Genomic DNA, 23,261 nt, shown 5'->3' on the forward strand with positions numbered 1-23,261 from the left:
GTCGTGAGCACCGGACCTACGACCCTGCCCGAGAGCGGCGAGTCGGACGAGCGGAGTCGGCGTCGTCGGCTGCCGCGCCTACGCGACGCCCGGATCCGCTCGAAGCTGGCGCTGATCCTGGTGGTGCCGGTCGCGGCGGTGATCGCGCTCGCCACCGTCCGGCTGATCTCAACCGGTGAGGGCGCGCTCGAGGCGACCCGGTTGCGGTCGCTGACCGAGCTGTCGATCGACATCTCCGCACTCACCCAGGACCTGCACAAGGAACGGATGGCCGCAGCCCGCTACCTGGCCACGCCGGGGCAGGGGCCCGACGCGTACAACCTGCGGGTGCGCGGCACGGACGCCCGGATCGAGGAGTACAAGGCCGAGCGCGGGCGGATCGGCGACGTCCCGGCCGCAGTGCGGGACCGGCTCAAGGTCATCGAGGACCACCTGACGACGCTGAACAGCACCCGGCAGGAGGTTCTGGACCGCAAGCAGATGGTGGTGGCCGAGGCCGCGCTGCGCTACGGGGTCATCCTCACCGACCTGGTCTCCTACGGGGACACGCTGGCCCAGCTCCCCGGTCAGGAGAGCCTGGCGGACACCCGCCGTGCGTTGGCCGCGTTCGCCCACGCCAAGGCGGCGGTCGCCGAGGAGGAGGCGGTCGCCTTCACCGCGCTCACCGCCGGCAGCCTCGACGAGGAGCAGTTCTCCTCGTTCGTAGCCACCCTGACCAGCCAGCAGGAGGCCCTGCTCTCCTTCTCGCTGGCCGCGGACCCGACCCAGCGGGCCCTCGTCGACAGCACGGTCTCCGGCGACGCGGTGACCCTCGCCGACCGGGTGGCCGCCGACCTGACCCGGTCGGTCGGGCAGGCCCCGCTGGTCTCCGCCGCCGCCGCCGCCGCCTCCATCGGCGCGGTCAACGACCTGATGCGGTGGGCCGAGATCCGGCTCCAGGACCGCCTGCTCGCCCAGACGGAGGAGGCCCGCTCCAACGTCATCCAGCAGGCGATCATCGAGTCGGCGCTGGTGCTGCTGACCCTGATCGTCGCCATCACGCTCGCCGTGGTGCTGGCCCGGTCGCTCAACCACTCGCTGCGCCGGCTGCGCGAGGGCGCCCTGTCGGTGGCCAACCACGACCTGCCCGACGCGGTCGCCCGGCTGCAGAACATCGGCAGCGTCGGCGACGGCGGCGTGGAAGAGATCGTCCGGCAGGTCCGCGACCCGATCAAGCTCAACAACCGTGACGAGGTCGGCCAGGTCGCGCTGGCGTTCAACGTCGTCCACCGGGAGGCGGTCCGGGTCGCCGCCGAACAGGCCGCGCTGCGGACCAGCGTCTCGGCGATGTTCCTCAACCTGGCCCGACGCAGTCAGACCCTGGTCGACCGGATGATCGGCGAGCTGGACGCGATCGAGCGCGGCGAGGAGGACCCGAAGCGCCTCGCTCAGCTCTTCGAACTCGACCACCTGGCCACCCGAATGCGCCGCAACGACGAGAACCTGCTGGTGCTCGCCGGTGCGGACTCGGCGGTGCCGCGCCGCGACGACGCCCTGCTGATCGACGTCCTGCGGGCCTCCCAGTCCGAGGTCGAGCAGTACAACCGCATCGAGTTCGGCACCGTCGACACCGACATCTCGGTGGCCGCGCACGCCGTCAACGACGTCGTCCGGCTGGTCGCCGAGCTGCTCGACAACGCCACCCGCTTCTCGCCACCGAACACGGTGGTGGTCGCCGACGGCAGGAGGATCCGCGACTACGTGCTGATCCAGGTCGAGGACCGGGGCCTCGGGCTCACCGACGAGCAGCTCGACTCGCTCAACCACCGGCTCGCCGGCCCGTCCACGGTCGACGTGGCCGCGTTCCGGCTGATGGGTCTGGCCGTGGTGAGCCGCCTCGCGTCCCGGTACGGCATCCGGGTGGAGCTGCGGCGCAACGTGGAGGGCGGCACCGTCGCCCAGGTGACGCTGCCCAGCTCGACCGTGGTGCTGCCGTCGCTGCGCGGTCGCGAGCCGGCCCCGGCGCCGTTGACCCCGTCGCGCCAGCCCGCCCCGATCGAGCAGACGCCGCTCACCCCGATGGGCCTCGACTCGCCGCTCACCGGCGCCGGTCGCGCCGCCACGCTGACCGACCAGTGGCGGACCTCCGCCCCGACGCCGGCCCGTTGGCAGGTTCCCGGTGACTCCCGGGAGGCCGCGCCGGCCAGTCCGTTCGGCGCTCCGGCGACTTCGTTCGGCGCTCCGGCCGCCGCCCAGCCGGTGGCTCCGGCCGCCGCGCCGGCACCCCTGGGACAGCCACCCGCCCCGACCCAGCCGGCGTTCACGCCCGGCGGCGGGTTCTCGGTGGGCAGCCCGACCGTGGCGTTCCCGACGATCGATCCGCTGCCCCGGCGGACACCTGGCGGGGAGGCCGCCCAGCCGGCCACCCCCGTCACCTCGGCCCCCGCCACGCCGGCGGCCCCCGCCACGCCGGCGCTGCCCGGCGGTCCGGTCGCCGGGATGACGCCGACCGGACCCGCCGTGCCGGCAGCCCCGGCAACCCCGGTGGTCGCCCGTCCGGGCCTGCCGGCCGAGGCGCCGATCTTCCGGGAGATGGAGGCGGTCTGGTTCCGGTCGCACGGCGACGACGTGACCGCGATCTTCCAGCGGCCCAAGTTCGACGACGAGCCGCCCCCGGCCAAGGTCCCCGCCGCGCCCCGGCCACCGCTGCCCACCCGTACGCCGGGGGCCACCCCGGCGGACGGCACGACCGCGGCGACCCCGCCGCCGGCGTACACCCCGCCGGTGGCCCCGCCCGCGGCACCGGCCGCGACCGGACCGGGCGGGCCGGCGGCAGCCACCCCGCCGGCGACCGACCCCGAGGCCTGGCGGACGGCCGCGGACGATGGCTGGTCGCGGGCCAGTCGGGCAGCCGAACCGACCACGTCCGGAACCACCCGCTCCGGTCTGCCGAAGCGGGTCCCGCAGGCGCAGCTCGTTCCCGGCGGGATCGAACAGAAGAGCGGCAAGGACCGCAGCCGGCGCACCCCGGACGAAGTACGCGGCCTGCTGTCGGCATACCACCGCGGCGTACAGCGCGGACGGACGGTCGGCGCGGACCAGAACAGCACCACGACCAAGGAGACGAGCCGATGAACAGGCCAGCGGCCATGCAGGACATGGGTTGGCTGCTCACCAACTTCGCCGACAGCGTGGCGGGCATCGCTCACGTGGTGGCGGTTTCCGCGGACGGGCTGCTGCTTGCCTCGTCGCGGGACCTCCCCACGGACCGGGCCGACCAGCTCGCGGCGATCACCTCTGGTGTGGTGAGCCTGACCGAGGGCGCGGCCCGCATGTTCAGCGCCGGCGGGGTGCTCCAGACAGTCATCGAGATGGACAGCGGCTACCTGTTCCTCATGTCGATCAGTGACGGCTCGTCGATGGCGGTGCTCGCCGCCCGCAGCTGCGACGTCGGCCAGGTCGGGTACGAGATGGCACTGCTGGTCGAACGGGTGGGCGCCGCACTGGTGCCGCTGCGCCGGGACGCGGTGCGCTCCTAGCGCGCCTGGCCATGCGGACGGACTGACCGGGTGTCGAGGGACGGCACCCACCGGAGGAGGTGATCGCGGATGGACCAACGACGGGAAGACCCGCGCGGCGCGTTGGTGCGTCCGTACGCGGTCACCCGTGGCCGTACCGAGCCGCGGCAGGCCATCGCGCTGGAGGCGGTGCTTACGGCCAGCCCCACGGCGGTCGCCGAGTCCCGGTTCGCCGGCCACGACAAGCACCGGATCGCCACGATCTGCGAGGGCCGGCCCCAGTCGCTGGCCGAGGTCGCCGCGTACACCCGGATGCCGCTGGGCGTCGCCCGGGTGATCATCGCCGACATGGTGGCCGAGGGCCTGTTGACGCTACACGCTGCCGCTCCGCCCGAAGGGTACGAGGAGCGGATGGAAATTCTTGGAAGGGTGCTAAGTGGACTTCGCAGGCTATGACCCCGCCGGGGCACGCCGCAACCGCGGGATCACCTCCGCGAAGATCGTGGTTGCGGGCGGCTTCGGCGTGGGCAAGACGACCCTGGTCGGCGCGGTCTCGGAGATCACTCCGCTGACCACCGAGGCGGTGATGACCGCGGCCGGTGTCGGGATCGACGACCCGTCGAAGGTGCCGGGGAAGCAGACCACCACGGTCGCCATGGACTTCGGCCGAATCACCATGGCCGAGGACCTGATCCTCTATCTCTTCGGCACACCCGGCCAGACCCGGTTCTGGTTCATGTGGGATGAGATCATCAAAGGCGCGGTGGGCGCGGCGGTGCTGGTCGACACCCGCCGGATCGCCGACGCGTTCGCCCCGCTGGACTACTTCGAGAACCGCCGCCTGCCTTACGTGGTGGCGTTGAACCGGTTCGACAACGCGCCCCAGTACGAGCTGGAGGAGGTCCGCGAGGCCCTCGCCATCTCGCCCCACGTGCCGTTGATAATGACCGATGCCCGGCACCGGGATTCGGTGAAGCAGGTACTGGTCACGGTCGTCGAGCACGCGATGCTGCGACTCCAGGCCGAGCACGGCCGCGGCTACCCGACCCCGGTCGGCTGACGTACGTCGGCGGTGGCCCGGGGTCGTCAGGGCCGCCGCCGACGTGGTCGTCCACGGCCCGGCTGCCGACCACGCGCCGTGGGCGCGCTGGGCTCCGCAGGATCGAGCCCGATCCCGGAAGCAGTGGCCGTCCTGGGAGAGGGAGGCCACTGCTACCGGAAGCTTGTTCGGGGGCGGGCGTTGCGTCCCTCCACTCATCCGGGTCACCGGTGGCGGCGGGGGTCAGTCCACCCGGAGCCGGTAGCCGCGCTTGATCACCGTCTGCACCACCCGGGGGACCCGCAGGCCGGCCCGGAGGCGGGCCACCGCCATCTCCACCGCGTGCTCGTCGGCGCCGCGCGGCAGCGTCCGCAGCAGGGCGGTACGGGAGAGCACCCGCCCCGGTGACGTGGCGAGCGCCCGCAGCACCGCCATCGGGGCGGGGGCCAGCGGACGCAGCTCCCCGTCGATCACCGCCGCGTGCCCCCGCAGGGTCAGCAGGTGCTCGGCCACCCTGATGGTGACCGTGCGCCGGGGCAGCTCGTCCACGATTGTCCGTACCAGCGCGCCGAGTCGCGCCTGGCTCGGCGCGCTGACCGGCACCCCGCGGCGGACCAACGGCTCGGCGGTGACCGGGCCGACGCAGCTGGCCAGCACGTGGCCCCGCAGCGCCTCCAGCACCGTCTCGGTGCGGTCCCCGGCGGCGTGCAGCAGCGCCTCGGCGGCCGGGGCGGAGGTGAAGGTGACCGCGTCGACCAGCCGCCCGGCGACCAGGTCGATCAGCCGGTGCAGCGGCGCCGGGTCGGTCGGCGGCGCCCATCGGTAGACCGGCACCTCGATGACCGCGGCACCGGCCTCCTCCAGCGCGGTCGTGTACTCGGGCTGCCGGTCACCGTGCAACTGCATGGCGACCACCTGCCCGGCCACCCCGCGCCGGACCAGGTGCTCGACGACCTCCTCGCAGCTCTCCGAGTCCGGTGACCACCGGTCGCGCAGGCCGGCGGCGCGGATCGCGCCCCGCGCCTCCGGGCCCCGGGCCACCACGTACGCCCGCGACAGCACGCCACGCAGCGGCCCGTTCAGCCCCCAGCTCTCGGCCGCCTCCAGCCAGCCGCGCATCCCGATGCCGGTGTTGGCCATCAGCACGTCCGGCGGGCGGTTCAGGCAGGCGTGGGTCGCCTCGCGCAGTTCGGTGTCGTCGGTCAGCGGCACGATCCGCAGGGCCGGCGCGACCACCACCCGGGCCCCGCGCCGTTGCAACAGCGCGGCCAGCTCGTCGCGTCGGCGGTCGGCGGTCACCCCGATGGTGAAGCCGGCCAGTTCGTGGGGCGTACGCCCCGGTCGAGTCGCCGTACGTGCACCCTCTGTCATGTCAGAAAAGCGTGCCGCCGGGCAGTTTCGGCCCCGGGTCCCGTTTGTTTCGGCCCTGTCAAGAGCGCCCCACACGACGGGGGCGACCCGAACTCCAGGCCCTGGCGCAGGCGGATCCCCGGGGCCGACCGACCGCCCGGGGGCCTGCGGGTTTTTGGGTGGTTCAGCAGTGGACGTCAGGTGGGATGACCGGTGGTCATACCGCAGGTAGTTTGGGTGGCATGACTGCCAAGGTGACTCTGTCGTTCTCCGACGAGACGATCGAGGAGGCGCGACGGTTCGCCAAGCGGGAAGGGCTGTCGCTCTCCGCCTGGATGGACCAGGCCGCCCGGGAAAAGGCGCTGCGCGAGGTCTTCACCGCGCACGCCGTCGCCGTCGGCCGCGCCGGGCTGGACCTGGAGACGGCCGCCCTGGCCGACGCCCGCGAGGTGGAGATGGTCGACGACGCGATGTTCGGCGGGCGTCCGCGTGCTGCGTAGGGGAGAGGTCTGGCGCGTCGAAGGCGCCCGGGAGCGGCTCGGTCTGGTGATCAGCTCGGACGTCTACAACTCCACCGACGTGCCGATCGTGATCGTGGCCGAGGTGGTCGAGACGGTACTGCTGCGCGACTCCCCGTTGGCCGTGCCGATGGGCGGGTACGTGGTGATGCCCGACCGGCTCTCCTCGCCGATGAAGAAGTGGTTCACCGAGTGCGTGGAGGTGGCCGACACCGACACGATGCTCCGGGTCGGGCGCGCGCTGCGCATCCTCCAGGCACTCTGACCGGAACTCCGCAGCCGCCGGGAACTCCGCCGGTGGGGCCGGTCGGCGTGTGACCTAGATCATGATAGTGGCGCGGGGTGGGCGGGAATGCCCCCCGTTTTGACCAGCGGAGGTGCCCCCGGGTATCGTTGCCTGCTGTTGTACGACAGCCAGAGGCGTGCCGCATCAGGTACGCTTGGTCGTTCGTGCGCGCCTGGTCACCTCGGCGCGCGACCCCAGACCGACGACGAGACAAGGTAGACCTGTGCGTACGTACAGCCCGAAGCCGGGTGAGATCGAGCGTCAGTGGCACGTCATCGACGCCTCTGATGTCGTGCTGGGCCGCCTGGCGACCCACGCCGCCACGCTTCTGCGTGGTAAGCACAAGCCGACTTTCGCGCCGCACGTCGACACGGGCGACTTCGTCGTCGTCGTGAACGCGGGCAAGGTCGCGCTGACCGGCAACAAGCGTCAGACGAAGGTTGCCTACCGCCACTCCGGTTACCCGGGTGGCCTGAAGCAGGTCGGCTACGAGGAGCTGCTCAGCAAGCGTCCCGAGCGGGCCGTCGAGCTGGCCGTGAAGGGGATGCTCCCGCACAACAAGCTCGGCCGTCAGCTGATCAAGAAGCTGAAGGTCTACGCCGGTGCCGAGCACCCGCACGGCGCGCAGCAGCCGGCGCCGTTCGAGATCAAGCAGATCGCGCAGTGAGCGCGGGCGAAGGAAGCAGCATGACGGACATCACCGAGACCGAGGTTGCCCCCGAGGCCACCGAGGCCGCCGAGGCGCCGGCGCCCGTCGCCCGCGCGCCTCGTGGCGACCGGCCGATCCAGACCGTTGGCCGCCGCAAGGAGGCCATCGTCCGGGTGCGCATCGTCCCGGGCAGCGGCAAGATCACCTGCAACGGTCGCGACCTTGAGGCGTACTTCCCGAGCAAGGTGCACCAGCAGCTCATCAAGGACCCGCTGGTCACCGCCGAGAAGCCCGAGGCGTTCGACGTCATCGCCAACCTGCGCGGCGGCGGCACCACCGGCCAGGCCGGTGCGCTGCGGCTCGCCATCGCCCGGGCGCTGATCATCAACGAGCCGGAGGACCGCCCGGCTCTGAAGAAGGCCGGCTTCCTGACCCGTGACGCCCGGGTCAAGGAGAGCAAGAAGTACGGCCTCAAGAAGGCCCGTAAGGCTCCGCAGTACTCGAAGCGCTGATCTTCAGCGGCACGTTGTACTTCTGACGGACGGCCGGGTCCGCCTCCCCCCGACGGGAGGTGGCCCGGCCGTTTCGCTTTCCTGTTGTGCACCATTTCCTCGGAGGTTGGCGGGTATGGGTCGGTTGTTCGGCACGGACGGCATACGCGGGCGGGCGAACGCGGATCTCACTCCCGAGCTGGCGCTCGCGGTGGCGGTCGCCGCGGCCCACACACTCGCCGAGACGGACCGGAGCCATCCGCCGTTGGCGGTGGTCGGCCGGGACACCCGGGCCAGCGGCGAGATGTTGGAGGCCGCCGTGGTGGCCGGTCTCACCAGTGCCGGCGCCAACGTGGTCCGGGTCGGCGTGCTGCCCACCCCGGCCGTGGCGTTCCTCACCGCCGAGGTCAAGGCCGACCTGGGCGTGATGCTGTCGGCGTCGCACAACCCGATGCCGGACAACGGCATCAAGCTGTTCGCCGCCGGCGGGCACAAGCTGCCCGACGAGATCGAGGAGCGGATCGAGGCGGCCGTCGAGGCGAACGCGGTCACCGCGTGGGACCGGCCGACCGGCGCCGGGGTGGGGCGGGTGCACGACCTGCTCGACGGCGCCGACCACTACGTCCAGCACCTGGCCGGCACCGTGCCGCACCCGCTCGACGGGCTCAAGGTCGTGGTCGACTGCGCCAACGGCGCCGCGGCCGAGGTCGCGCCCGTGGCGTACCGGGAGGCCGGCGCCGAGGTCGTCGCCATCCACGCCGAGCCGGACGGGCTCAACATCAACGACGACTGCGGTTCCAACCACATCGACGCGCTGCGCGAGGCCGTGGTCGAGCACGGCGCGCACCTGGGCATCGCCCACGACGGCGACGCCGACCGGTGCGTCGCGGTCACCGCCGACGGGGTCGAGGTCGACGGCGACCAGGTGATGGCGATCCTCGCCCTCGCCATGCGGGACGCGGGCACGCTCACCGGGGACACCCTGGTCGCCACCGTGATGAGCAACCTCGGCCTGCGGCTGGCCATGTCCGCGCAGGGCATCCGGCTGATCGAGACCAAGGTCGGCGACCGGTACGTCCTGGAGGAGCTGCGCGCCTCCGACCTTGCCCTCGGGGGTGAGCAGAGCGGACACATCGTCATGCCGGCCCACGCCACCACGGGCGACGGCGTGCTCACCGGGCTGCACCTGATGGCCCGGATGGCGGCCACCGGGAAGTCCCTCGCGGAACTGGCCGCCGTGGTGACCAAGCTGCCGCAGGTGCTGATCAACGTGCCGGTCGGGGACCGTTCGGTGGGTGCGGCCGCGCCGGCCGTCCGGGCCGAGGTGGAACGGGCCGAGGCGGAGCTGGGCGAGACCGGTCGGGTGCTGCTGCGCCCCTCGGGCACCGAGCCCCTGGTGCGGGTCATGGTCGAGGCCGCCACCGAGCAGACCGCCCGCGAGGTCGCCGAGCGCATCGCGGAGCGGGTCCGCGCCGCCAGCCCGACCGCCTGACCCGGGCCGGCCCTTGGGGGCTGGCGAAACTCACAGGCGCAGGCGGGCGACCCGGTCGTAGGTTTCGGCCGGGTCCTCGCCGTCGGTGAGGTCCACGTCCTCGACGACCCGTCCGTCGCCGAGCCGGATCAGCCGGTCGCACCGGGCGGCGATGGCGCGCTCGTGGGTGGCCAGCAGGATCGTCATCCCGTGCCGGTCGCGCAGGTTCAGCAGCAGGTCGAGGATCTGCCCGCCGGTGGTCGAGTCGAGGTTGCCGGTCGGCTCGTCGGCGAGCAGCAGCCGGGGTTCGCCCATCAACGCCCGGGCGATGGCGACCCGCTGCTGCTGGCCACCGGAGAGCTGCGCCGGCAGCGACCGCTCCCGGCCGGCCAGGCCGACCGCGTCGAGTAGTTCCCGGGCGCGGGTCACCTGGTCGGACCGGCCCCGCCGGGGCAGCACCGGGGCGATCACGTTGTCCAGCACGGTCAGCGCCGGCAGCAGGTGGTAGCGCTGGAAGACGAAGCCGACCCGCTGCCGGTACCGGGCGAGGGCCGCCCGCCGCAGACCGGTGATCTCCACGTCGTCGACCGTCACGGTGCCGCTGTCGGCCTGCTCGATCGCCCCGACCAGGTGCAGCAGCGTCGACTTGCCGGAGCCACTCGGCCCGGTCAGCGCCACCACCGACCCGGCGGCGATCTCCAACGACACCCCGTCGACGGCGGTGAGTCGCTCGGTGCCGGCGCGGAACTGCCGGACCAGCCCGGCCGTCCGGACGGTGCTGCCCGTGGTCGCGTCCATCGTCACTCCTCTGCGAGTAGTCGTGCGGTCGGGAGGCGGCGCAGCAGCGCGGCGGGGACCAGCGCCGCCGCGCAGGTGACCAGCACCCCGGCGGCGGCGACCGCGGCGGCCACCAGCACCAGCGCCGCCGGCAGGTCGTCCACCAGCCAGGCCGCCCCGCCCAGGCCGAGCGCCGCCCCGGCGAGGGCGCCGAGCGCGCCGAGGAGGAACCCCTCGTACCCGATCAGGCGGGTCAGCGCGGCGTCGGTCCAGCCGACCGCCCGCAGGGTGGCCAGCTCGGCGGCCCGGTCCCGGATGTTCAGGTAGAGCACGTCGGTGACCGCGGCGGCACCGAGCAGCACCGTCGCGACGGCGGCCATGGTGTCCGCGCCCCGCACGCTCAGCGACACCGTGTCGCCGAGCAGGCTGCCGACGACGGCGCCCTGGAACGCGTAGCCGGTGGCGGTGACCAGGGTCAGCGCGGCCACCCCGATGGCCAGCGCGCCGGAGCCGAGCAGGGTGCGCCCGGGGGTGCGGGCCAGGTTGGCCAGGGCCAGGCCGGCCAGGGTGCGCGGCCGGCGTACCCAGCGGGCCGTCGCCACCGCTGGGCGCAGCGCGGCGGCCGGGTGGGCGCGCGCGGCCCGCAGGGCCGGCGCCAGGCCCGCGACCAGCGCCAGCAGCAGGGCCACCGGTACGGCCAGCAGCGCCCGCCACCAGTCGACGTCGATGCCGAGCGCGGCCCCGAGCGGGACCGCCAGGCCCAGCGCGAGCAGCCCGGCGGCCAGCCCGAGCGCGCCGACCTCACCGAGGATCAGCGCGCCGATGCGCCGGGCCGGCCAGCCCAGGCAGGCGAGCACCGCCAGCTCGGACCGGCGGTCCCGGACGGCGGCGGCGACCGCGTTGCCGAGGAAGAGCGCGCAGACCACCAGCACCAGCACGAAGAGCGCGACGCTCTTGCGGTCCACGGCCTTCGTGATCACCGAGGCGACCCCGAGGGCCGACCAGTTCTCGGTCAGCCGCAGCGCCGGCCGGCCGAACGACCCGGCGGGCAGCTCCACGGCCTGCGGGGCGGGGGACGAGCCGAGCGTGATGTCGACGTCGAGCCCGGTGGCCTGGGCGATCCGCTCGGCGACCAGCCGGACCTGTTCGGCGGCGCGCTCGTTGTAGCCGCCCACGTCGGCGACCCGGACCCGGATCGCGCTGATCGGGGCGGTGAGCTGCGGACTGCCGCCGCCGGCCAGCAGCTTCGGCACGGCGGCCAGGCTGGTGAGCAGCAGCGGCGGGGCGGAGAGGTGGCCGGCCGGGTTGCCGCCCGGCTCCAGCGGACGGCCGCCCAGGGCGTCCCGGCTGCGGGCGTCCGCGCCCTGCGCCGACGGCGGCTCGTACGTCTCCAGCGGCACCCGCCCGAGGTCGCTGAAGCCGGTCAGCTTCTCCGGGTCGAAGACCCCCACGGCCCGCCAGCTCCGGTACACCAGGTTGCGTGGATCCCCCTTCTTCAGCGGGAGCTTGCGCAGCGACCGTGCCCCGGTGTCGTCGGCCAGCCAGGGACGCGGGAAGGGGTTGACCGTGATTTGGTCGCCGTGCACCTCCGGACCGGCCGCCGGGAGCGCGCCGACCCGCAGCGTGCCGTCGGGCAGCCGGTCGTACCGCGTGGGCCCGGCCTGGACCATCGCCTGGAGCTGGCCGAAGCAGCAGCCGTCCGGGGAGAGGCCCGCGGAGATCCGGGTGCGCCAGCCGGCGGACACGTCGTGGCGGGCGTCGCCGGCGGGGAGTTCGGGGCCGCGCCGCAGGGCCCGATCCAACTCGGCGAGTTCGACGCCGGCCGGGCGGGCCGCGGGCAGCCGGGTGAAGCTGGCGCGCAGTTCCTCGTCGACGAAGGGGCTGCTGGTCGCGAGCACCGGCACGGAGAGCATCTCCGCCCCGTCCATCTGCTTGACGGCCACCGTGTCGTCCGGGCCCAGCGCCCGCCCGTCGACCACTGTCCCGCCGAGGCCCACGAGGCGGTCCTCGGCGACCGGGTCCACGGCGGCGAGCAGGAGCGGCACCGTCAGGCTGACCGCGATCCGCAGCCGGTCCGAGGTGGACGAGGGGCCCGACCCCCCGTCGGCGAAGACGCCCGTGCCGGCCTCGAACCGGCCGTCGGGGAGCATCCGCACGGCCACCAGCGACCACTCCTCGCGCTCGGAGTACGCGCCCGGGCTGCCCAGGGCGTGCCGGGGGTCGCAGACGGCCCGGGTGCGGCCGTCGGGCAGTACCTCCCGCGGCGCGGGCCCGCACACGTCGGCCCATGGATAGCTGCGCCCGTCGGTGTACGGGGTGGCGTCGCTGGAGTAGGGCGCGTCGGTGCGGGGGTAGATCAACGGGTGGGTGGTGACGTACACGTAGCGGGGCCGGCCCGGCGCTCCGGAGAGCCCGCGCTCGGCGACGAACCGGGGATCGACGCGGATGACCTGCCGGTCGAGCGACCGGTCCACCGCCCCGGTGAGGTCCAGCGGGGTCGGCACCGGGGCGGTGGAGTAGCCGAGCATGGCGATGGGGGCGGCGACGTCCACCCCGGCGACCGCCTTCACCTGGTCGTACTGTGCGGTGGTGATGCCGCCGAAGAGACCGGAGAGGTAGTTGGGCTGGACCAGCCGGCGTTCGGCCTCCAGCGGGGTGCGCGCGCCCTTCGGGCGGACCAGGATGTCGTAGGCGACGTCGGTGCCCCGCTCGACGGTGCCGGTGACGTCGAGCCGGGAGGTGGTGGTGGCACCGGTCAGGACGACGAAACCGGTGGTCGCCACCAGCACGCCGGCCAACAGTGCCACCGACCGTCCCGCACGGCCGCGTAGCTGACTCCAGATGAAGTGGAACATGTCGCGCCTCCCCGTGTGCTGCTGCCCACTCTGCGGGATACATTGTGACAATGCAAGGCCGGGTCCGGAAACGTACCGACCGGGCGGAGCGGAACGGAACGGAGGAGACGGTGGCGATCCAGCACGCGGTCCTGGCCCTGCTCGCCCGGGGGCCCAGCTACGGCTACCACCTGAAGGGCGCGTTCGAGGAGGCGGTGGGCCCGCAGTGGGGGCCGCTGAACATCGGGCACCTCTACCAGATCCTCGATCGGCTCTCCCGCGACGGCCTGGTCGTCGCCGAGCGGCAGGCCCAGCCGGTCAAACCCGACCGGGTGGTCTACGAGATCACCCCCGACGGCCGCGCCGCGCTGGAGGGCTGGCTCAACGAGCCCAGCCCGCGCAGCGGCGGATTCCGGGACGACTTCTTCCTCAAGGTCACCGCGGCGGCCCGCTCCGGCGCGTCGGACACGGTACGGACGGTGCTCGGCAACCAGCGCGGGCACCTCATGCGCGAGCTGCGCAACCTCGACGGGCTCCGCCGCCGGACCGCCGACCCGGTGGTGGCCCTGCTGCTCTCCGCCGCCAGCCGGCACGTCGAGGCCGATCTCGCGTTCGTCGACGACGCCGAGACGGCGCTGCTCGCCGACAGTGGCGCGCTGCTCGCCACGCTCGCGGGAAGCCCTCCGGGGCTCGACGGGAGCGGTTCAGGCACGGCGCCGCCCGGGTCGGATCCCACCACGACCCGCGCGGCCGGCTGACGCCGCGCCGCCGGTCCGCCACAGCGCCTCGGGGTGCCGGCGCGCTGAGACCTGGAAGGAAATGGCCCCTCCGGAGGCCACCATCTTCCAAGCTCTCGCGCCCCGCTGGTAAAGGGGCGTCAGGCTGGCGGGTGGTGGGGCGTCAGGTCGGCGGCAGCCGGCGCAGGAAGCGGGCGCCCAGGTCGGCGACCTGGGCGGCGTCGAGGTCGAGGGCCGGGGCCGCCACGGTGACCTCGGCCATCGCCAGGTCCGGGACCTCGGTGTCCTGCCAGCCGCCGACGAACCACGCGCCCTCCTCCTCGGCGAGGGCGAGGTTGGCCGCGTTGAGCCGGTCCGCCGAATGCGGCAGCCAGAGCCGGAACTGGTGGGTGTGCGGGGGCGTCGGATACACCCGGGCGCCGGGCAACCCGGCCAGGGCGGCGGCCACCGCCGTCGCGTGTGCCACGTACCCGGGCAGGCGGGGGAGCTCCCGGTCCAGCCCGACCAGCGCGGCCGCCGCCGCCGGCCACTGCTGGAACAGGGTGCCCCCGTACCGGTGCCGCCACTCCCGGGCGTACCGGGCCAGCCCGGCGTCCCCGGCGAGAGCCGCCCCGGAGATGCCCTCGATGGACTTGTAGAACGAGACGTACGTGCTGTCGGCGAGGGCGGCGACCGTGGCCGGCGGGCGCCCCAGGTGCGGGGTCGTCTCCCACAGCCGGGCGCCGTCGAGGTGCACCCGGGCCCCGGCGTCCCGGGCCGCGCCGACCACGTCTACCAACTCGTCCCAGGTGGGCAGCACGAAGCCCGCGTCGCGCAGCGGCAGCTCCAGCAGCAGGGTGCCGATCGGCTCGGCGAGCTCCGCCACCTCCGCGGCGGTCGGGTTGCGCGGCGCGGTCGTGGTGCGCACCGCCCGCAGCCCGCCGAGCACCGCGTACGCGTCCCGCTCGTGCAGCACGAGGTGGCTGAGCGGGTGCAGGCCGACGGCGGTGCTGCCGGTCAGCTCCGCGCCGTACCGGACGGCGACCTGCTGGGCCATCGTGCCGGTGGGGAAGAAGACGGCAGCCTCCGTGCCGAGCAGCTCGGCGACCCGCAGCTCCAGAGCCTCCACCGGGCCGCCCTCGCCGTAGAAGTCGGGCAGGGCGTCCGGGTCGAGCGTGGCGCGTACGGCGTCGAGATGCTCGGCCATCGACACCGGCCGGACGCCGGAGAGCATCCGGTCACAGCCGCGCATGGCCGCCATCCGGCGGACCCGGCCGGCGTACGCGTCGGTCATCCGGCGGCCCCCATCCCACGTAGCCGGGCCACCGCCTCGGTGAGCACCTCGGGACGCTTGCAGAAGGCGAACCGGACCAGCCGCCGGCCAGCCTCGGCGTCGTCGTAGAACACCTGGGTCGGCACGGCGACCACCCCGCAGCGCTCCGGCAGCGACCGGCAGAACTCCACCCCGTCCCGCCCGCCGAGCCCGGTGACGTCGGCGGTGACGAAGTACGTCCCCTCCGGGGTGAGCACGTCGAAGCCGGCGTCGGTCAGCCCGGCGACGAGCTGGTCCCGCCGGGCCCGCATACCGGCCGCGAAGTCGGCGAAGTACCCGTCCGGCAGGGCGAGGGCCACCGCCACCGCCGGCTGCAACGGGGCGGCGTTGACGAAGGTGAGGAACTGCTTGACCCGCAGCACCGCCGACACCAGCGGGGCGGGGCCGCTGACCCAGCCGACCTTCCAGCCGGTGCAGGAGAACGTCTTGCCGGCCGAGGAGATCCGCAGGGTGCGCTCCCGCATGCCGGGCAGGGTGGCCAGCGGCACGTGGGGCGCGGCGGCGTCGGCGAAGACCAGGTGCTCGTACACCTCGTCGGTCACCGCGTACGCGTCGTGTTCGCGGCACAGCGCGGCCACCAGGGCCAGCTCGTCGGGGGTGAAGACCTTGCCGGTCGGGTTGTGCGGCGAGTTCAGCAGCACCAGCCGGGTCCGGGGCCCGAACGCGGCGCGCAGGGCATCCGGGTCGAAGGCGTACCGGCCGTCCGGTCCCGGGCGCAGGGTCACCGGCCGCCGCACCGCCCCGGCGAGGGCGATCGAGGCCGCGTACGAGTCGTAGTACGGCTCGAAGCAGACGACCTCGTCGCCCGGCTCGCAGAGGGCGAGGATGCTCGCGGCGATCGCCTCGGTGGCCCCGGCGGTGATCACGATCTCGCCGTCCGGGTCGTACTCCAGGCCCCAGAACCGGCGCTGGTGACCGGCTACGGCGGCGCGCAGCGCGGGGATGCCCGGCCCGGGCGGGTACTGGTTCTGCCCGCCGCGCAGCGCCTCGGCGGCGGCGGCGAGCATCTCCGGCGGGCCGTCGGTGTCCGGGAAGCCCTGGCCCAGGTTGACCGCGCCGGTGCGCACGGCCAGGGCGGACATCTCGGCGAAGATGGTCGTCCCGAACGGCCGCATCCGGGCCACCAGCGGGTCGACATTCGCGGTCGTCGTCACGTCGGCCAGCCTACGGGCCGGCCGCGCGGGTTCAACCCCACGTTCAGCCGGTGCAGTTGACCCAGTACCCGCTGTCGTCCCTGGCGACGGTGCGACCGTCGACGGTGATCCGGCAGTCGACCCCGTACGGGCTGTCGTTGTTGCTGGCCAACACCATCACACGACTGGCGTCGACCATCCGGAAGCTCTTGCGCCAGGGCAGCTTCACGTTTTCGGTCTGGATCAGGTCACCGTCGGCGTCGTAGTACTGGAGGTAGACCGGACCCTGACCGGTCACCTCGTAGACCACGGTGACCCGGCCCGCCCCGTTCGACGGGCGGGTGGCCGGGCTCCGGGTGGGCTCCGGGCCGGGGGAGGCCTCAGCCGGTTCCCCGTCCTCGTCGGGGGCGGACGGGTCGTCGTACCAGGGGTCGGTGGCGCTCGCCCGGTCCTCGGCGACGCTGGTGAAGAAGCCGGCCACGCAGGCGCACCCGCAGAACCCGATGACCAGGACGACCACGAGGCCGATGACCAGGCCGATCACCTTCGCGGTGTTGTCGGGCCGGACCGCCGGTTGCCCGGGATACGTGAACGGCGGCGGGTAGCCCGCCGGGGGCCACCCGCCCTGCCCTGTCCACCCGCCCTGCCCAGCAGGCCCCGGCCCGCCGGGGTGCCCGGACCAACCCGGCTGGCCCGGCTGGCCCGTTGGCCAACCGGGCTGGCCGTACCCGGGCCAGGGCGGCCCGGCGGGGTGCGGCGTGGCCGGGCTGATCGGCGTTGCCGTGGGGGAGGCGGGGCTGTCCGGCCCGCTCGCTGCTGCCGCCGACGCCGACGGAGCCCAGGGCTCCGGGGCGGCCCACGGCTGTGGCGGGGCCAGCGGGTCGGGCGGCGACCACGCGGGGCCGCCCGCCGGTGCCCCCGGGCCGTCCGGCGTTCCCGGGCCATCCGGGGGCGACTGGGGCGACTGGGGCGTTGACGGGCCGGCGGGGTCGGCCCCGCCGGACGGGATCGGATCGGGAGTTGGCGACGACGCCTCGGACATCAGGGGCTCCGGGGAGGGGCACGGGCACGGCCGCGAAGGGGGGATGGGGACGTCGAGACCGCTGGGCGCGGCTGTTCTCCCGGGGGAAACGGGCCCTCAATGTACGCCGTCCAGCCGCCCGCCAGGATCCCCTGTGGGGCCGTCGGTGTCCGGTCGCCGCGTTCGTCCCCGGGAGCACCGCACTTACCCGTTCGCTCAAATCCAGTGCTTGTTTACCCGGCTTCCGCGCACGCGTGCTGTGCGAAACTGAGTTAGGCTGCGGGTCATGTGTGGAATCGTGGGTTACGCCGGCGCGCGCCCGGCGCTCGGCATCGTGCTCGACGGCTTGCGCCGCCTGGAGTACCGCGGCTACGACTCGGCCGGCGTGGCCGTCGTGTGCGATGCAGAGCTGCTGACCGAGAAGAAAGCGGGCAAGCTGGCCAACCTCGAGAAGGTGCTGGCCGAGCGCGCCGCCGTCGACCCCGAGGGCTGCGCCTCCAGCCCGATCGGCATCGGCGACGGCACCACCGGCATCGGCCACACCCGCTGGGCCACCCACGGCGGCCCCACCGACCGCAACGCCCACCCGCACGTCGCCCCCGACGGCCGGGTCGCCGTGATCCACAACGGCATCATCGAGAACTTCGCCACGCTCCGCACCGAGCTGGAGGACGCCGGCGTCCAGTTCAGCAGCGACACCGACACCGAGTGCGCCGCACACCTGCTCTCCGCCGCGCTGGCCGAGCTGCGCGCCGCCGGTGAGCCGGACGGGCCAGGGCTGCTCGCCGCCGCGATGCGCGCGGTCTGCCAGCGTCTCGAAGGGGCGTTCACGCTGCTGGCCGTCGATGCCGCCGTGCCCGGCGCGGTGGTCGGCGCCCGCCGCAACTCCCCCCTGGTGGTGGGCCGGGGCGACGGGGAGAACTACCTCGCCAGCGACGTCGCCGCGTTCATCGAGCACACCCGCGACGCGATCGAGCTGGGCCAGGACCAGATCGTCCTGATCACCGCCGACGCCGTCGAGATCACCGACTTCGCCGGCCGTCCGGCGACCGGCAAGGACTTCCATGTCGACTGGGACTCCTCGGCCGCCGAGAAGGGCGGCTACGACTGGTTCATGCTCAAGGAGATCGAGGAGCAGCCGCAGGCCGTCGCCGACACCCTGCTCGGCCGGCTCACCGCCAGCGGCGAGATCATGCTCGACGAGGTCCGCCTCAGCGACCAGGACCTGCGCGACGTGGACAAGATCTTCATCGTCGCCTGCGGGACCGCCTACCACTCCGGCCTGGTCGCCAAGTACGCCATCGAGCACTGGACCCGGATTCCCTGCGAGGTGGAACTCGCCAGCGAGTTCCGCTACCGCGACCCGGTCCTCGACCGGTCCACGCTGATCGTGGTGATCTCGCAGTCCGGCGAGACCATGGACACCCTGATGGCGCTGCGGCACGCCAAGGAGCAGAAGGCCCGGGTACTGGCCATCTGCAACACCAACGGCTCGACCATCCCGCGCGAGTCCGACGCCGTCCTCTACACCCACGGCGGGCCGGAGATCGCCGTCGCCTCCACCAAGGCGTTCCTCACCCAGCTCGTGGCCTGCTACCTGATCGGGCTGCATCTGGCCCAGGTGCGCGGGATCAAGTTCGCCGACGAGGTGGCCGCCGTGGTGGACCAGCTCCACCAGATGCCCGCCAAGCTGCGCGAGCTGCTGGACCGGATCGCCCCGGTGCGCGAGCTGGCCCGGGAGATCCGCAACGAGCCCACGGTGCTCTTCATCGGCCGGCACGTCGGCTACCCGGTGGCCCTGGAGGGCGCGCTCAAGCTCAAGGAGCTGGCGTACATGCACGCCGAGGGGTTCGCCGCCGGAGAGCTCAAGCACGGCCCGATCGCCCTGATCGACGAGGGCACCCCGGTGATCTGCATCGTGCCGTCGCCGGTCGGCCGGGGCATGCTGCACGACAAGGTCGTCTCCAACATCCAGGAGGTCCGGGCCCGGGGCGCCCGGACGATCGTGATCGCCGAGGAGGGCGACGAGGCCGTGGTGCGCTACGCCGACCACCTGATCCGCGTGCCGCGCACGCCGACGCTGCTCGCCCCGCTGGTGACCACCGTGCCGTTGCAGGTGCTCGCGGCGGAGATCGCCGCAGCCCGGGGCCACGACGTCGACCAGCCCCGCAACCTGGCCAAGTCCGTCACCGTCGAGTAGCCGCCCGCCGGAACCGGCCCCCTGCGCCCGCCGGCGGCAGGGGGCCGCTGCGGCTTCCGGGGCACACGTCGGCACGTCACCGGCCCAGGACGACGCGGGCCATGCCGTCCAGGGCGGGATTGCCCTGGTCCCAGTAGCCGGTGTGGCCGTACCGGCCGCTGGGAAAGGTGCGGCCGCCGAAGCCCGGGTCGGCCGGGTCGTGCCCGAACCACAGCGCGTGGTCCTCCCGGGCGGTCAGCACCGCCGCCAGCGGGCTGAGCCCGCGCAGCACGCGGCGGGGCAGCTCGTCGGGGGCAGGGGCCAGCCGGATCGCGTCGTCCGGCGCGGTGCTCGCCCAGACCTCGCCCGAGGGCAGGCGCAGCCCGTCGGCCCGGTCCACGCCCACCCCGGGGGAGCCCACGAACACCAGCGCGTCGGCGGCGAGACCGTGGTCCCGGGCGGCGGTGCCCACGACCAGCGAGCCGTAGCTGTGCCCGAGCACCGTCTGCCGGGCCGGCGGGCCGTCGTGGGTGGCCCGAAGGCCCTCCTGGAACCGGTGCAGCGCCGGGCCGGCGTCCCGCGCCTGGCCGGGCAGGACGGCCTCGTGCAGGAAGTCCGGCGCGTCGTAGTCCAGCCAGAGCACCGCCGCCGTCGCCCCCGTCGGGTCCAGCGCCGCGCACCGGGCCTGCACCCGGCCCGCCCGGCCCAGTTCCCCGGTGGCGTCCGCGAGGCCGGCGGTCATTCCCGGGACGTACGTCAGCACCCGGTCGGCCCGGTCCGGGTCGCCCAGCGCCACGATCGCCCGGCCCTCGCCGCCCGGGTCGAGCCCCAGCAGATACGCACGCGGCTGCCCGCCGCCGGCCAGCCGGGCGGTCAGCGCGTCCAGGCCGGCCAGGGCCGCCCCCACCCGCGCCAGCCCGGCAGTCTCCACCGGCCCGTGCGGCCACCGGGCCACCAGCCGCCGGCGCTCGGCCAGCAGCACCTCCCGCCACCGGCCGACCAACAGCCGGTTCGCCTGGTCCCGCGCCGCCGCCGGCACCCCGTCGAGCCGCCCGACCAGCTCCGGCTCCCGGGCCACCAGCCAGCGGCGCTGCGCCGGGGTGAGCCCGGCCCACCAGGCCCGGACGGCCGACGGGTCGGCGCCGGGCGTCGGCCGCCAGGGCGGGGGCGGGGCGGCCCAGCCCGCCCGGGCCGCCGCAGCCAGCTCGTCGAGCCGGCCGGTCGCCTCCCGGTCGGCCGCGTCGGCCAGCGCGAGGGCGGCGGTCACGGCGGCGGCCACCCGCGCCACCGGGGGGCCGGGGACGCCCGGCCGGACGGCCGAAGGGCCCGCGCTCACCCGCCCCCGCCGGTCGATGCGCACCCCACCGGCCTCGGCCAGGGCGACCGCCTCTTCCAGCCCGGCCCTGGCCCGGCGCAGCCGCCCGGCCAGCTCGGCGAGCACCTGGTCGGTCTCGATCAGCGCCGGTGCGAGGGCGGCCAGGTCGGCCCGGAAGGCGGCGATCCGCCCGCCGGCCGCCCCGGCGGCGGCGCCCGTCCACCCGGCGCGCAGCGCCCCGGCAGCCCCGGCCAGCTCCGCCGACCGCCGGTCGACCAGCCCGGTCAGCCCTCGCCAGGCAGTCCCGGCCGCCGCCCAGCCGGCCGGGTCGGCCGCCCACAGCCGGGCGTAACCGCCGTCCCCGGCGGGGCCGCCCACCACGCCGTGCCCCGCCGGCGCGCTCACCGGGGCAGGACCGTCAGCCGGCGGGCCGCCCGCTCGTCGGCCGTCTCGTAGCCTTCGGCGGCGGCGGACAACGCATGTCCGGCGGCGGCCACCCGCGCGCCGAGCCCGCCGCACCACGCGTGCACCGCCGACTCCAGGGCGGCCAGGGCGGGCGCCGACCGCCATCCGGGCGCCCGCACCACCAGGCCGGGCTCCCCGGCCAGCCCGTGCCCCAGCCGGTACGCGTCGGCATCGAGCGCCCGGGCCACTTCCCGCAGCAGTTCGGGGCGGACGGTGAACGGCTCCTCGCGCATCGGCGCACTCCTCCGGCTCGGTGCCGTCGACAGGCGACGGGGACTCCTCGACGCGAACGGCGACGGGTGAGCCGCCACCACGACGGACGATGGCGACGACGTTAGGTGGCCCCGGTGCGGGCCGGCATGCCCTGTGGACAACGGGCGTCGGCCCGTACCCCCGGTTGTCCACAGGCGTTGCCCACAGCCGACCCGGTAGCTAATCTGCGGCGTGCCCCGCCGGTAGGGTGAAACGGTGATCGTCGCTGTCGGCAATCCACGTCGTCCTGGTCGAACGGTTCGCCAAGGCGTTGGTGCGGCGCCGCTGCTCGTCGACCGGCTGTTCACCGAGGCCGAGCGGCGCACCGCCGCCGGCAACCCGTGGACCCGGGACCGACACGGGTACGGACGCGACCGGCACGGACGGGACGGGGTGGCATGAAACCGGTGTGGCGGGTCGCGGACGTACGGGCGGCGGAGGCCGGGCTGATGGCCACCCTCCCGGCCGGGACGCTGATGCAGCGGGCCGCCGCCGGGCTGGCCCGCCGCTGCGCGCTGCTGCTCGCCGACCGGGGCGGGGTGTACGGCTCCCGGGTGCTGCTGCTGGTCGGCACCGGCGACAACGGCGGCGACGCCCTGTACGCCGGGCAGCGGCTGGCCCGCCGGGGTGCCGCCGTGTCGGTCCTGCTGCTCACCCCCGGGCGGGCGCACGCCGAGGGGCTGGCCGCGCTGCGCGCCGCCGGGGGCCGGCTGGTGGACCGCCCGCCCGCGCAGGTGGACCTGGTGCTGGACGGGATCGTCGGGATCGGCGGCACGGGCGGGCTGCGCGAGGCGGCCGACCGGATCGCCGCCGAGCTGCCCGGGCTGCGCGGCCGGGACGGCGTGCGGGCCGCCGTGGTCGCCGTGGACGTGCCGAGCGGGGTCGCCGTCGACACCGGTCATGTGCCCCCGGCCGCCTCCGGCCGGCCGAACGCGGTCCGCGCCGACGTGACGGTGGCGTTCGGCGCGCTGAAGCCGGCGCTGGTGGTCGGCCCGGCCGTGGCGCTGGCCGGTCAGGTCGAGTTGGTCGATATCGGGCTGGGGCCCTGGCTGCGCGGCACCCCCGCGCTACGGGTCACCGAGTGGTCCGACGTCGAGCAGTGGTGGCCGGAGCTGGGCCCGGCCTCGGAGAAGTACACCCGGGGCGTGGTTGGCCTGGCGACCGGCTCGGCGGCGTACCCGGGGGCGGCGGTGCTCTCCGTCGGTGGCGCGCTCGCCGGGCCGACGGGCCTGGTCCGGTACGCCGGGAGCGCCCGCGACGACGTGCTGCGCCAGCATCCCTCGGTGATCGCCAGCGGGCGGGTCGCCGACGCAGGCCGGGTGCAGGCGTGGGTCTGCGGCTCCGGCCTCGGCACCGGCGAGGAGGCGGCGGCCGAGCTGCGCGCGGTGCTCGCCGCCCCGGTGCCGGTGGTGCTCGACGCCGACGCGTTGACCCTGCTGGTCGACGGGTCGATGGCGGACCGGCTGCGCAGCCGGGACGCCCCGATCGTGGTCACCCCGCACGATCGGGAGTTCGGCCGGCTCTGCGGCGAGGATCCCGGAGCCGACCGGGTCGCAGCGGCGCTGCGGCTGGCCGCCTGGATGAACGCGGTGGTGCTGCTCAAGGGGGACCGGACGATCGTCGCCACCCCCGACGGCCGGGCGTACGTCAACCCGACCGGAACCCCCGCGCTGGCCACCGGGGGCACGGGCGACGTGCTCGCCGGGCTGCTCGGCTCGCTGCTGGCCGCCGGGTTGGCCCCGGAGCGGGCGGCCGCCGCGGCGGCGTACCTGCACGGGCTGGCCGGCCGGGAGGCGGCCCTCGGCGGGCCGGTGACCGCGCCCGACGTGGCCGCCGCCCTCCGCCCGGTCGTCGCCCGGCTGCCCTGACCTCGGGCCCGCCGCGCCGTCCGGTGCGGCTCCGGCCCGGTTTGATCACCGGGGTCAGTAGGCTGGG

20 protein-coding genes and 1 pseudogene are annotated in these 23,261 nt (G+C 74.8%); 13 read left to right on the forward strand and 8 right to left on the reverse strand.

Translation table 11 applies throughout. The features are described 5' to 3' along the window. The first annotated feature begins 3 nt into the window (after window positions 1–3). From ACFYZF_RS02590 to ACFYZF_RS02605, 4 genes are all read left to right on the forward strand, one after another. Window positions 4–3,114, forward strand: coding sequence for a nitrate- and nitrite sensing domain-containing protein (locus tag ACFYZF_RS02590; protein ID WP_387015068.1), 3,111 nt, complete (start codon window positions 4–6; stop codon window positions 3,112–3,114). Continuing rightward, a complete protein-coding gene (locus ACFYZF_RS02595) occupies window positions 3,111–3,518 on the forward strand; it encodes a roadblock/LC7 domain-containing protein (RefSeq protein WP_161685846.1) in 408 nt (135 codons plus the stop codon). The genes ACFYZF_RS02590 and ACFYZF_RS02595 overlap by 4 nt, the downstream gene beginning before the upstream one ends. A 69-nt stretch (window positions 3,519–3,587) precedes the next feature. Then, window positions 3,588–3,953 carry a DUF742 domain-containing protein gene (locus tag ACFYZF_RS02600; protein ID WP_387015071.1) on the forward strand — a complete coding sequence of 122 codons (366 nt, stop codon included), beginning with the start codon at window positions 3,588–3,590 and terminating at the stop codon, window positions 3,951–3,953. Further along, complete coding sequence (locus ACFYZF_RS02605; protein WP_387015073.1) at window positions 3,934–4,557, forward strand: ATP/GTP-binding protein; 624 nt, start codon at window positions 3,934–3,936, stop codon at window positions 4,555–4,557. Before ACFYZF_RS02600 ends, ACFYZF_RS02605 begins: the two co-directional genes overlap by 20 nt. Window positions 4,558–4,779: 222 nt before the next feature. Here ACFYZF_RS02605 and ACFYZF_RS02610 read toward each other — a convergent pair whose 3' ends face one another. Beyond that, window positions 4,780–5,907: a uroporphyrinogen-III synthase gene (locus ACFYZF_RS02610; RefSeq protein WP_387015075.1), complete on the reverse strand. Its 1,128-nt coding sequence runs from the start codon at window positions 5,905–5,907 to the stop codon at window positions 4,780–4,782. A gap of 221 nt (window positions 5,908–6,128) precedes the next feature. Here ACFYZF_RS02610 and ACFYZF_RS02615 point away from each other — a divergent pair, with 221 nt between their 5' ends. The 5 genes from ACFYZF_RS02615 to glmM all read left to right on the forward strand — a co-directional run bounded on the left by ACFYZF_RS02615 (window position 6,129) and on the right by glmM (window position 9,322). Next, window positions 6,129–6,386, forward strand: a complete 258-nt coding sequence (locus tag ACFYZF_RS02615; RefSeq protein ID WP_387015078.1) for a DUF6364 family protein — start codon at window positions 6,129–6,131, stop codon at window positions 6,384–6,386. Beyond that, window positions 6,376–6,669, forward strand: coding sequence for a hypothetical protein (locus tag ACFYZF_RS02620; RefSeq protein ID WP_387015080.1), 294 nt, complete (start codon window positions 6,376–6,378; stop codon window positions 6,667–6,669). Before ACFYZF_RS02615 ends, ACFYZF_RS02620 begins: the two co-directional genes overlap by 11 nt. A 244-nt stretch (window positions 6,670–6,913) precedes the next feature. Beyond that, window positions 6,914–7,357 (forward strand): 50S ribosomal protein L13, encoded by a 444-nt coding sequence (gene rplM, locus ACFYZF_RS02625; RefSeq protein WP_350881903.1) that lies wholly within the window; start codon window positions 6,914–6,916, stop codon window positions 7,355–7,357. 20 nt (window positions 7,358–7,377) lie between these two features. Further along, window positions 7,378–7,851, forward strand: coding sequence for a 30S ribosomal protein S9 (gene rpsI / locus ACFYZF_RS02630; protein ID WP_387015083.1), 474 nt, complete (start codon window positions 7,378–7,380; stop codon window positions 7,849–7,851). Between the two features lie 115 nt (window positions 7,852–7,966). Further along, window positions 7,967–9,322 carry a phosphoglucosamine mutase gene (gene glmM, locus ACFYZF_RS02635; RefSeq protein ID WP_387015085.1) on the forward strand — a complete coding sequence of 452 codons (1,356 nt, stop codon included), beginning with the start codon at window positions 7,967–7,969 and terminating at the stop codon, window positions 9,320–9,322. 30 nt (window positions 9,323–9,352) lie between these two features. Here glmM and ACFYZF_RS02640 read toward each other — a convergent pair whose 3' ends face one another. After that, window positions 9,353–10,099 carry an ABC transporter ATP-binding protein gene (locus tag ACFYZF_RS02640; RefSeq protein WP_387015087.1) on the reverse strand — a complete coding sequence of 249 codons (747 nt, stop codon included), beginning with the start codon at window positions 10,097–10,099 and terminating at the stop codon, window positions 9,353–9,355. Window positions 10,100–10,101: 2 nt separating this feature from the next. Then, window positions 10,102–12,933: an FtsX-like permease family protein gene (locus tag ACFYZF_RS02645; RefSeq protein ID WP_387015090.1), complete on the reverse strand. Its 2,832-nt coding sequence runs from the start codon at window positions 12,931–12,933 to the stop codon at window positions 10,102–10,104. 110 nt (window positions 12,934–13,043) lie between these two features. On the opposite strand from ACFYZF_RS02645, the gene ACFYZF_RS02650 reads away from it, so the two are divergent. Then, window positions 13,044–13,670: a PadR family transcriptional regulator gene (locus ACFYZF_RS02650; protein WP_387015092.1), complete on the forward strand. Its 627-nt coding sequence runs from the start codon at window positions 13,044–13,046 to the stop codon at window positions 13,668–13,670. 142 nt (window positions 13,671–13,812) lie between these two features. Here the strand turns inward: ACFYZF_RS02650 and ACFYZF_RS02655 are convergent, their stop codons facing one another. From ACFYZF_RS02655 to ACFYZF_RS02665, 3 genes are read right to left on the reverse strand one after another with little or no spacing between them, the layout of a single operon-like run. Then, window positions 13,813–14,922, reverse strand: a complete 1,110-nt coding sequence (locus ACFYZF_RS02655) for a threonine aldolase family protein (RefSeq protein WP_387015094.1) — start codon at window positions 14,920–14,922, stop codon at window positions 13,813–13,815. Then, on the reverse strand, window positions 14,919–16,115 hold the full coding sequence (locus ACFYZF_RS02660; protein WP_387015095.1) for a pyridoxal phosphate-dependent aminotransferase: 1,197 nt from the start codon (window positions 16,113–16,115) through the stop codon (window positions 14,919–14,921). The genes ACFYZF_RS02655 and ACFYZF_RS02660 overlap by 4 nt, the downstream gene beginning before the upstream one ends. A gap of 43 nt (window positions 16,116–16,158) precedes the next feature. Next, entirely contained in the window at window positions 16,159–16,638 is a 480-nt protein-coding gene (locus ACFYZF_RS02665; protein ID WP_387015098.1) for an MmpS family transport accessory protein, read from the reverse strand. 763 nt (window positions 16,639–17,401) lie between these two features. Between ACFYZF_RS02665 and glmS the strand changes: the two genes are divergently transcribed. Further along, complete coding sequence (gene glmS, locus ACFYZF_RS02670) at window positions 17,402–19,315, forward strand: glutamine--fructose-6-phosphate transaminase (isomerizing) (RefSeq protein ID WP_387015100.1); 1,914 nt, start codon at window positions 17,402–17,404, stop codon at window positions 19,313–19,315. A 76-nt stretch (window positions 19,316–19,391) separates the two neighbouring features. Here the strand turns inward: glmS and ACFYZF_RS02675 are convergent, their stop codons facing one another. Together ACFYZF_RS02675 and ACFYZF_RS02680 are read right to left on the reverse strand one after the other, a co-directional pair. After that, window positions 19,392–21,014: an alpha/beta hydrolase gene (locus tag ACFYZF_RS02675; protein ID WP_387015103.1), complete on the reverse strand. Its 1,623-nt coding sequence runs from the start codon at window positions 21,012–21,014 to the stop codon at window positions 19,392–19,394. Then, window positions 21,011–21,307, reverse strand: a complete 297-nt coding sequence (locus ACFYZF_RS02680; protein WP_387015106.1) for a hypothetical protein — start codon at window positions 21,305–21,307, stop codon at window positions 21,011–21,013. The genes ACFYZF_RS02675 and ACFYZF_RS02680 overlap by 4 nt, the downstream gene beginning before the upstream one ends. Before the next feature lie 245 nt (window positions 21,308–21,552). On the opposite strand from ACFYZF_RS02680, the pseudogene ACFYZF_RS02685 reads away from it, so the two are divergent. Together ACFYZF_RS02685 and ACFYZF_RS02690 are read left to right on the forward strand one after the other, a co-directional pair. After that, window positions 21,553–21,668: pseudogene (locus ACFYZF_RS02685) on the forward strand (holo-ACP synthase); the annotation flags it as partial. A 56-nt stretch (window positions 21,669–21,724) separates the two neighbouring features. Next, window positions 21,725–23,194 (forward strand): NAD(P)H-hydrate dehydratase, encoded by a 1,470-nt coding sequence (locus tag ACFYZF_RS02690; RefSeq protein WP_387015109.1) that lies wholly within the window; start codon window positions 21,725–21,727, stop codon window positions 23,192–23,194. Window positions 23,195–23,261 lie beyond the last annotated feature (67 nt).

Origin of the sequence: Micromonospora sp. NPDC001898 (assembly GCF_042891255.1) — a bacterium.
GTDB lineage: Bacteria > Actinomycetota > Actinomycetes > Mycobacteriales > Micromonosporaceae > Micromonospora.

Coding starts and splice junctions, on each gene's coding strand:
- ACFYZF_RS02595 (WP_161685846.1), top strand. CDS start 3,111: ATGAACAGGCCAGCGGCCATGCAGGACATGGGTTGGCTGCTCACCAAC.
- ACFYZF_RS02600 (WP_387015071.1), top strand. CDS start 3,588: ATGGACCAACGACGGGAAGACCCGCGCGGCGCGTTGGTGCGTCCGTAC.
- ACFYZF_RS02610 (WP_387015075.1), bottom strand. CDS start 5,907: ATGACAGAGGGTGCACGTACGGCGACTCGACCGGGGCGTACGCCCCAC.
- ACFYZF_RS02615 (WP_387015078.1), top strand. CDS start 6,129: ATGACTGCCAAGGTGACTCTGTCGTTCTCCGACGAGACGATCGAGGAG.
- rpsI (WP_387015083.1), top strand. CDS start 7,378: ATGACGGACATCACCGAGACCGAGGTTGCCCCCGAGGCCACCGAGGCC.
- glmM (WP_387015085.1), top strand. CDS start 7,967: ATGGGTCGGTTGTTCGGCACGGACGGCATACGCGGGCGGGCGAACGCG.
- ACFYZF_RS02640 (WP_387015087.1), bottom strand. CDS start 10,099: ATGGACGCGACCACGGGCAGCACCGTCCGGACGGCCGGGCTGGTCCGG.
- ACFYZF_RS02645 (WP_387015090.1), bottom strand. CDS start 12,933: ATGTTCCACTTCATCTGGAGTCAGCTACGCGGCCGTGCGGGACGGTCG.
- ACFYZF_RS02655 (WP_387015094.1), bottom strand. CDS start 14,922: ATGACCGACGCGTACGCCGGCCGGGTCCGCCGGATGGCGGCCATGCGC.
- glmS (WP_387015100.1), top strand. CDS start 17,402: ATGTGTGGAATCGTGGGTTACGCCGGCGCGCGCCCGGCGCTCGGCATC.
- ACFYZF_RS02680 (WP_387015106.1), bottom strand. CDS start 21,307: ATGCGCGAGGAGCCGTTCACCGTCCGCCCCGAACTGCTGCGGGAAGTG.
- ACFYZF_RS02690 (WP_387015109.1), top strand. CDS start 21,725: ATGAAACCGGTGTGGCGGGTCGCGGACGTACGGGCGGCGGAGGCCGGG.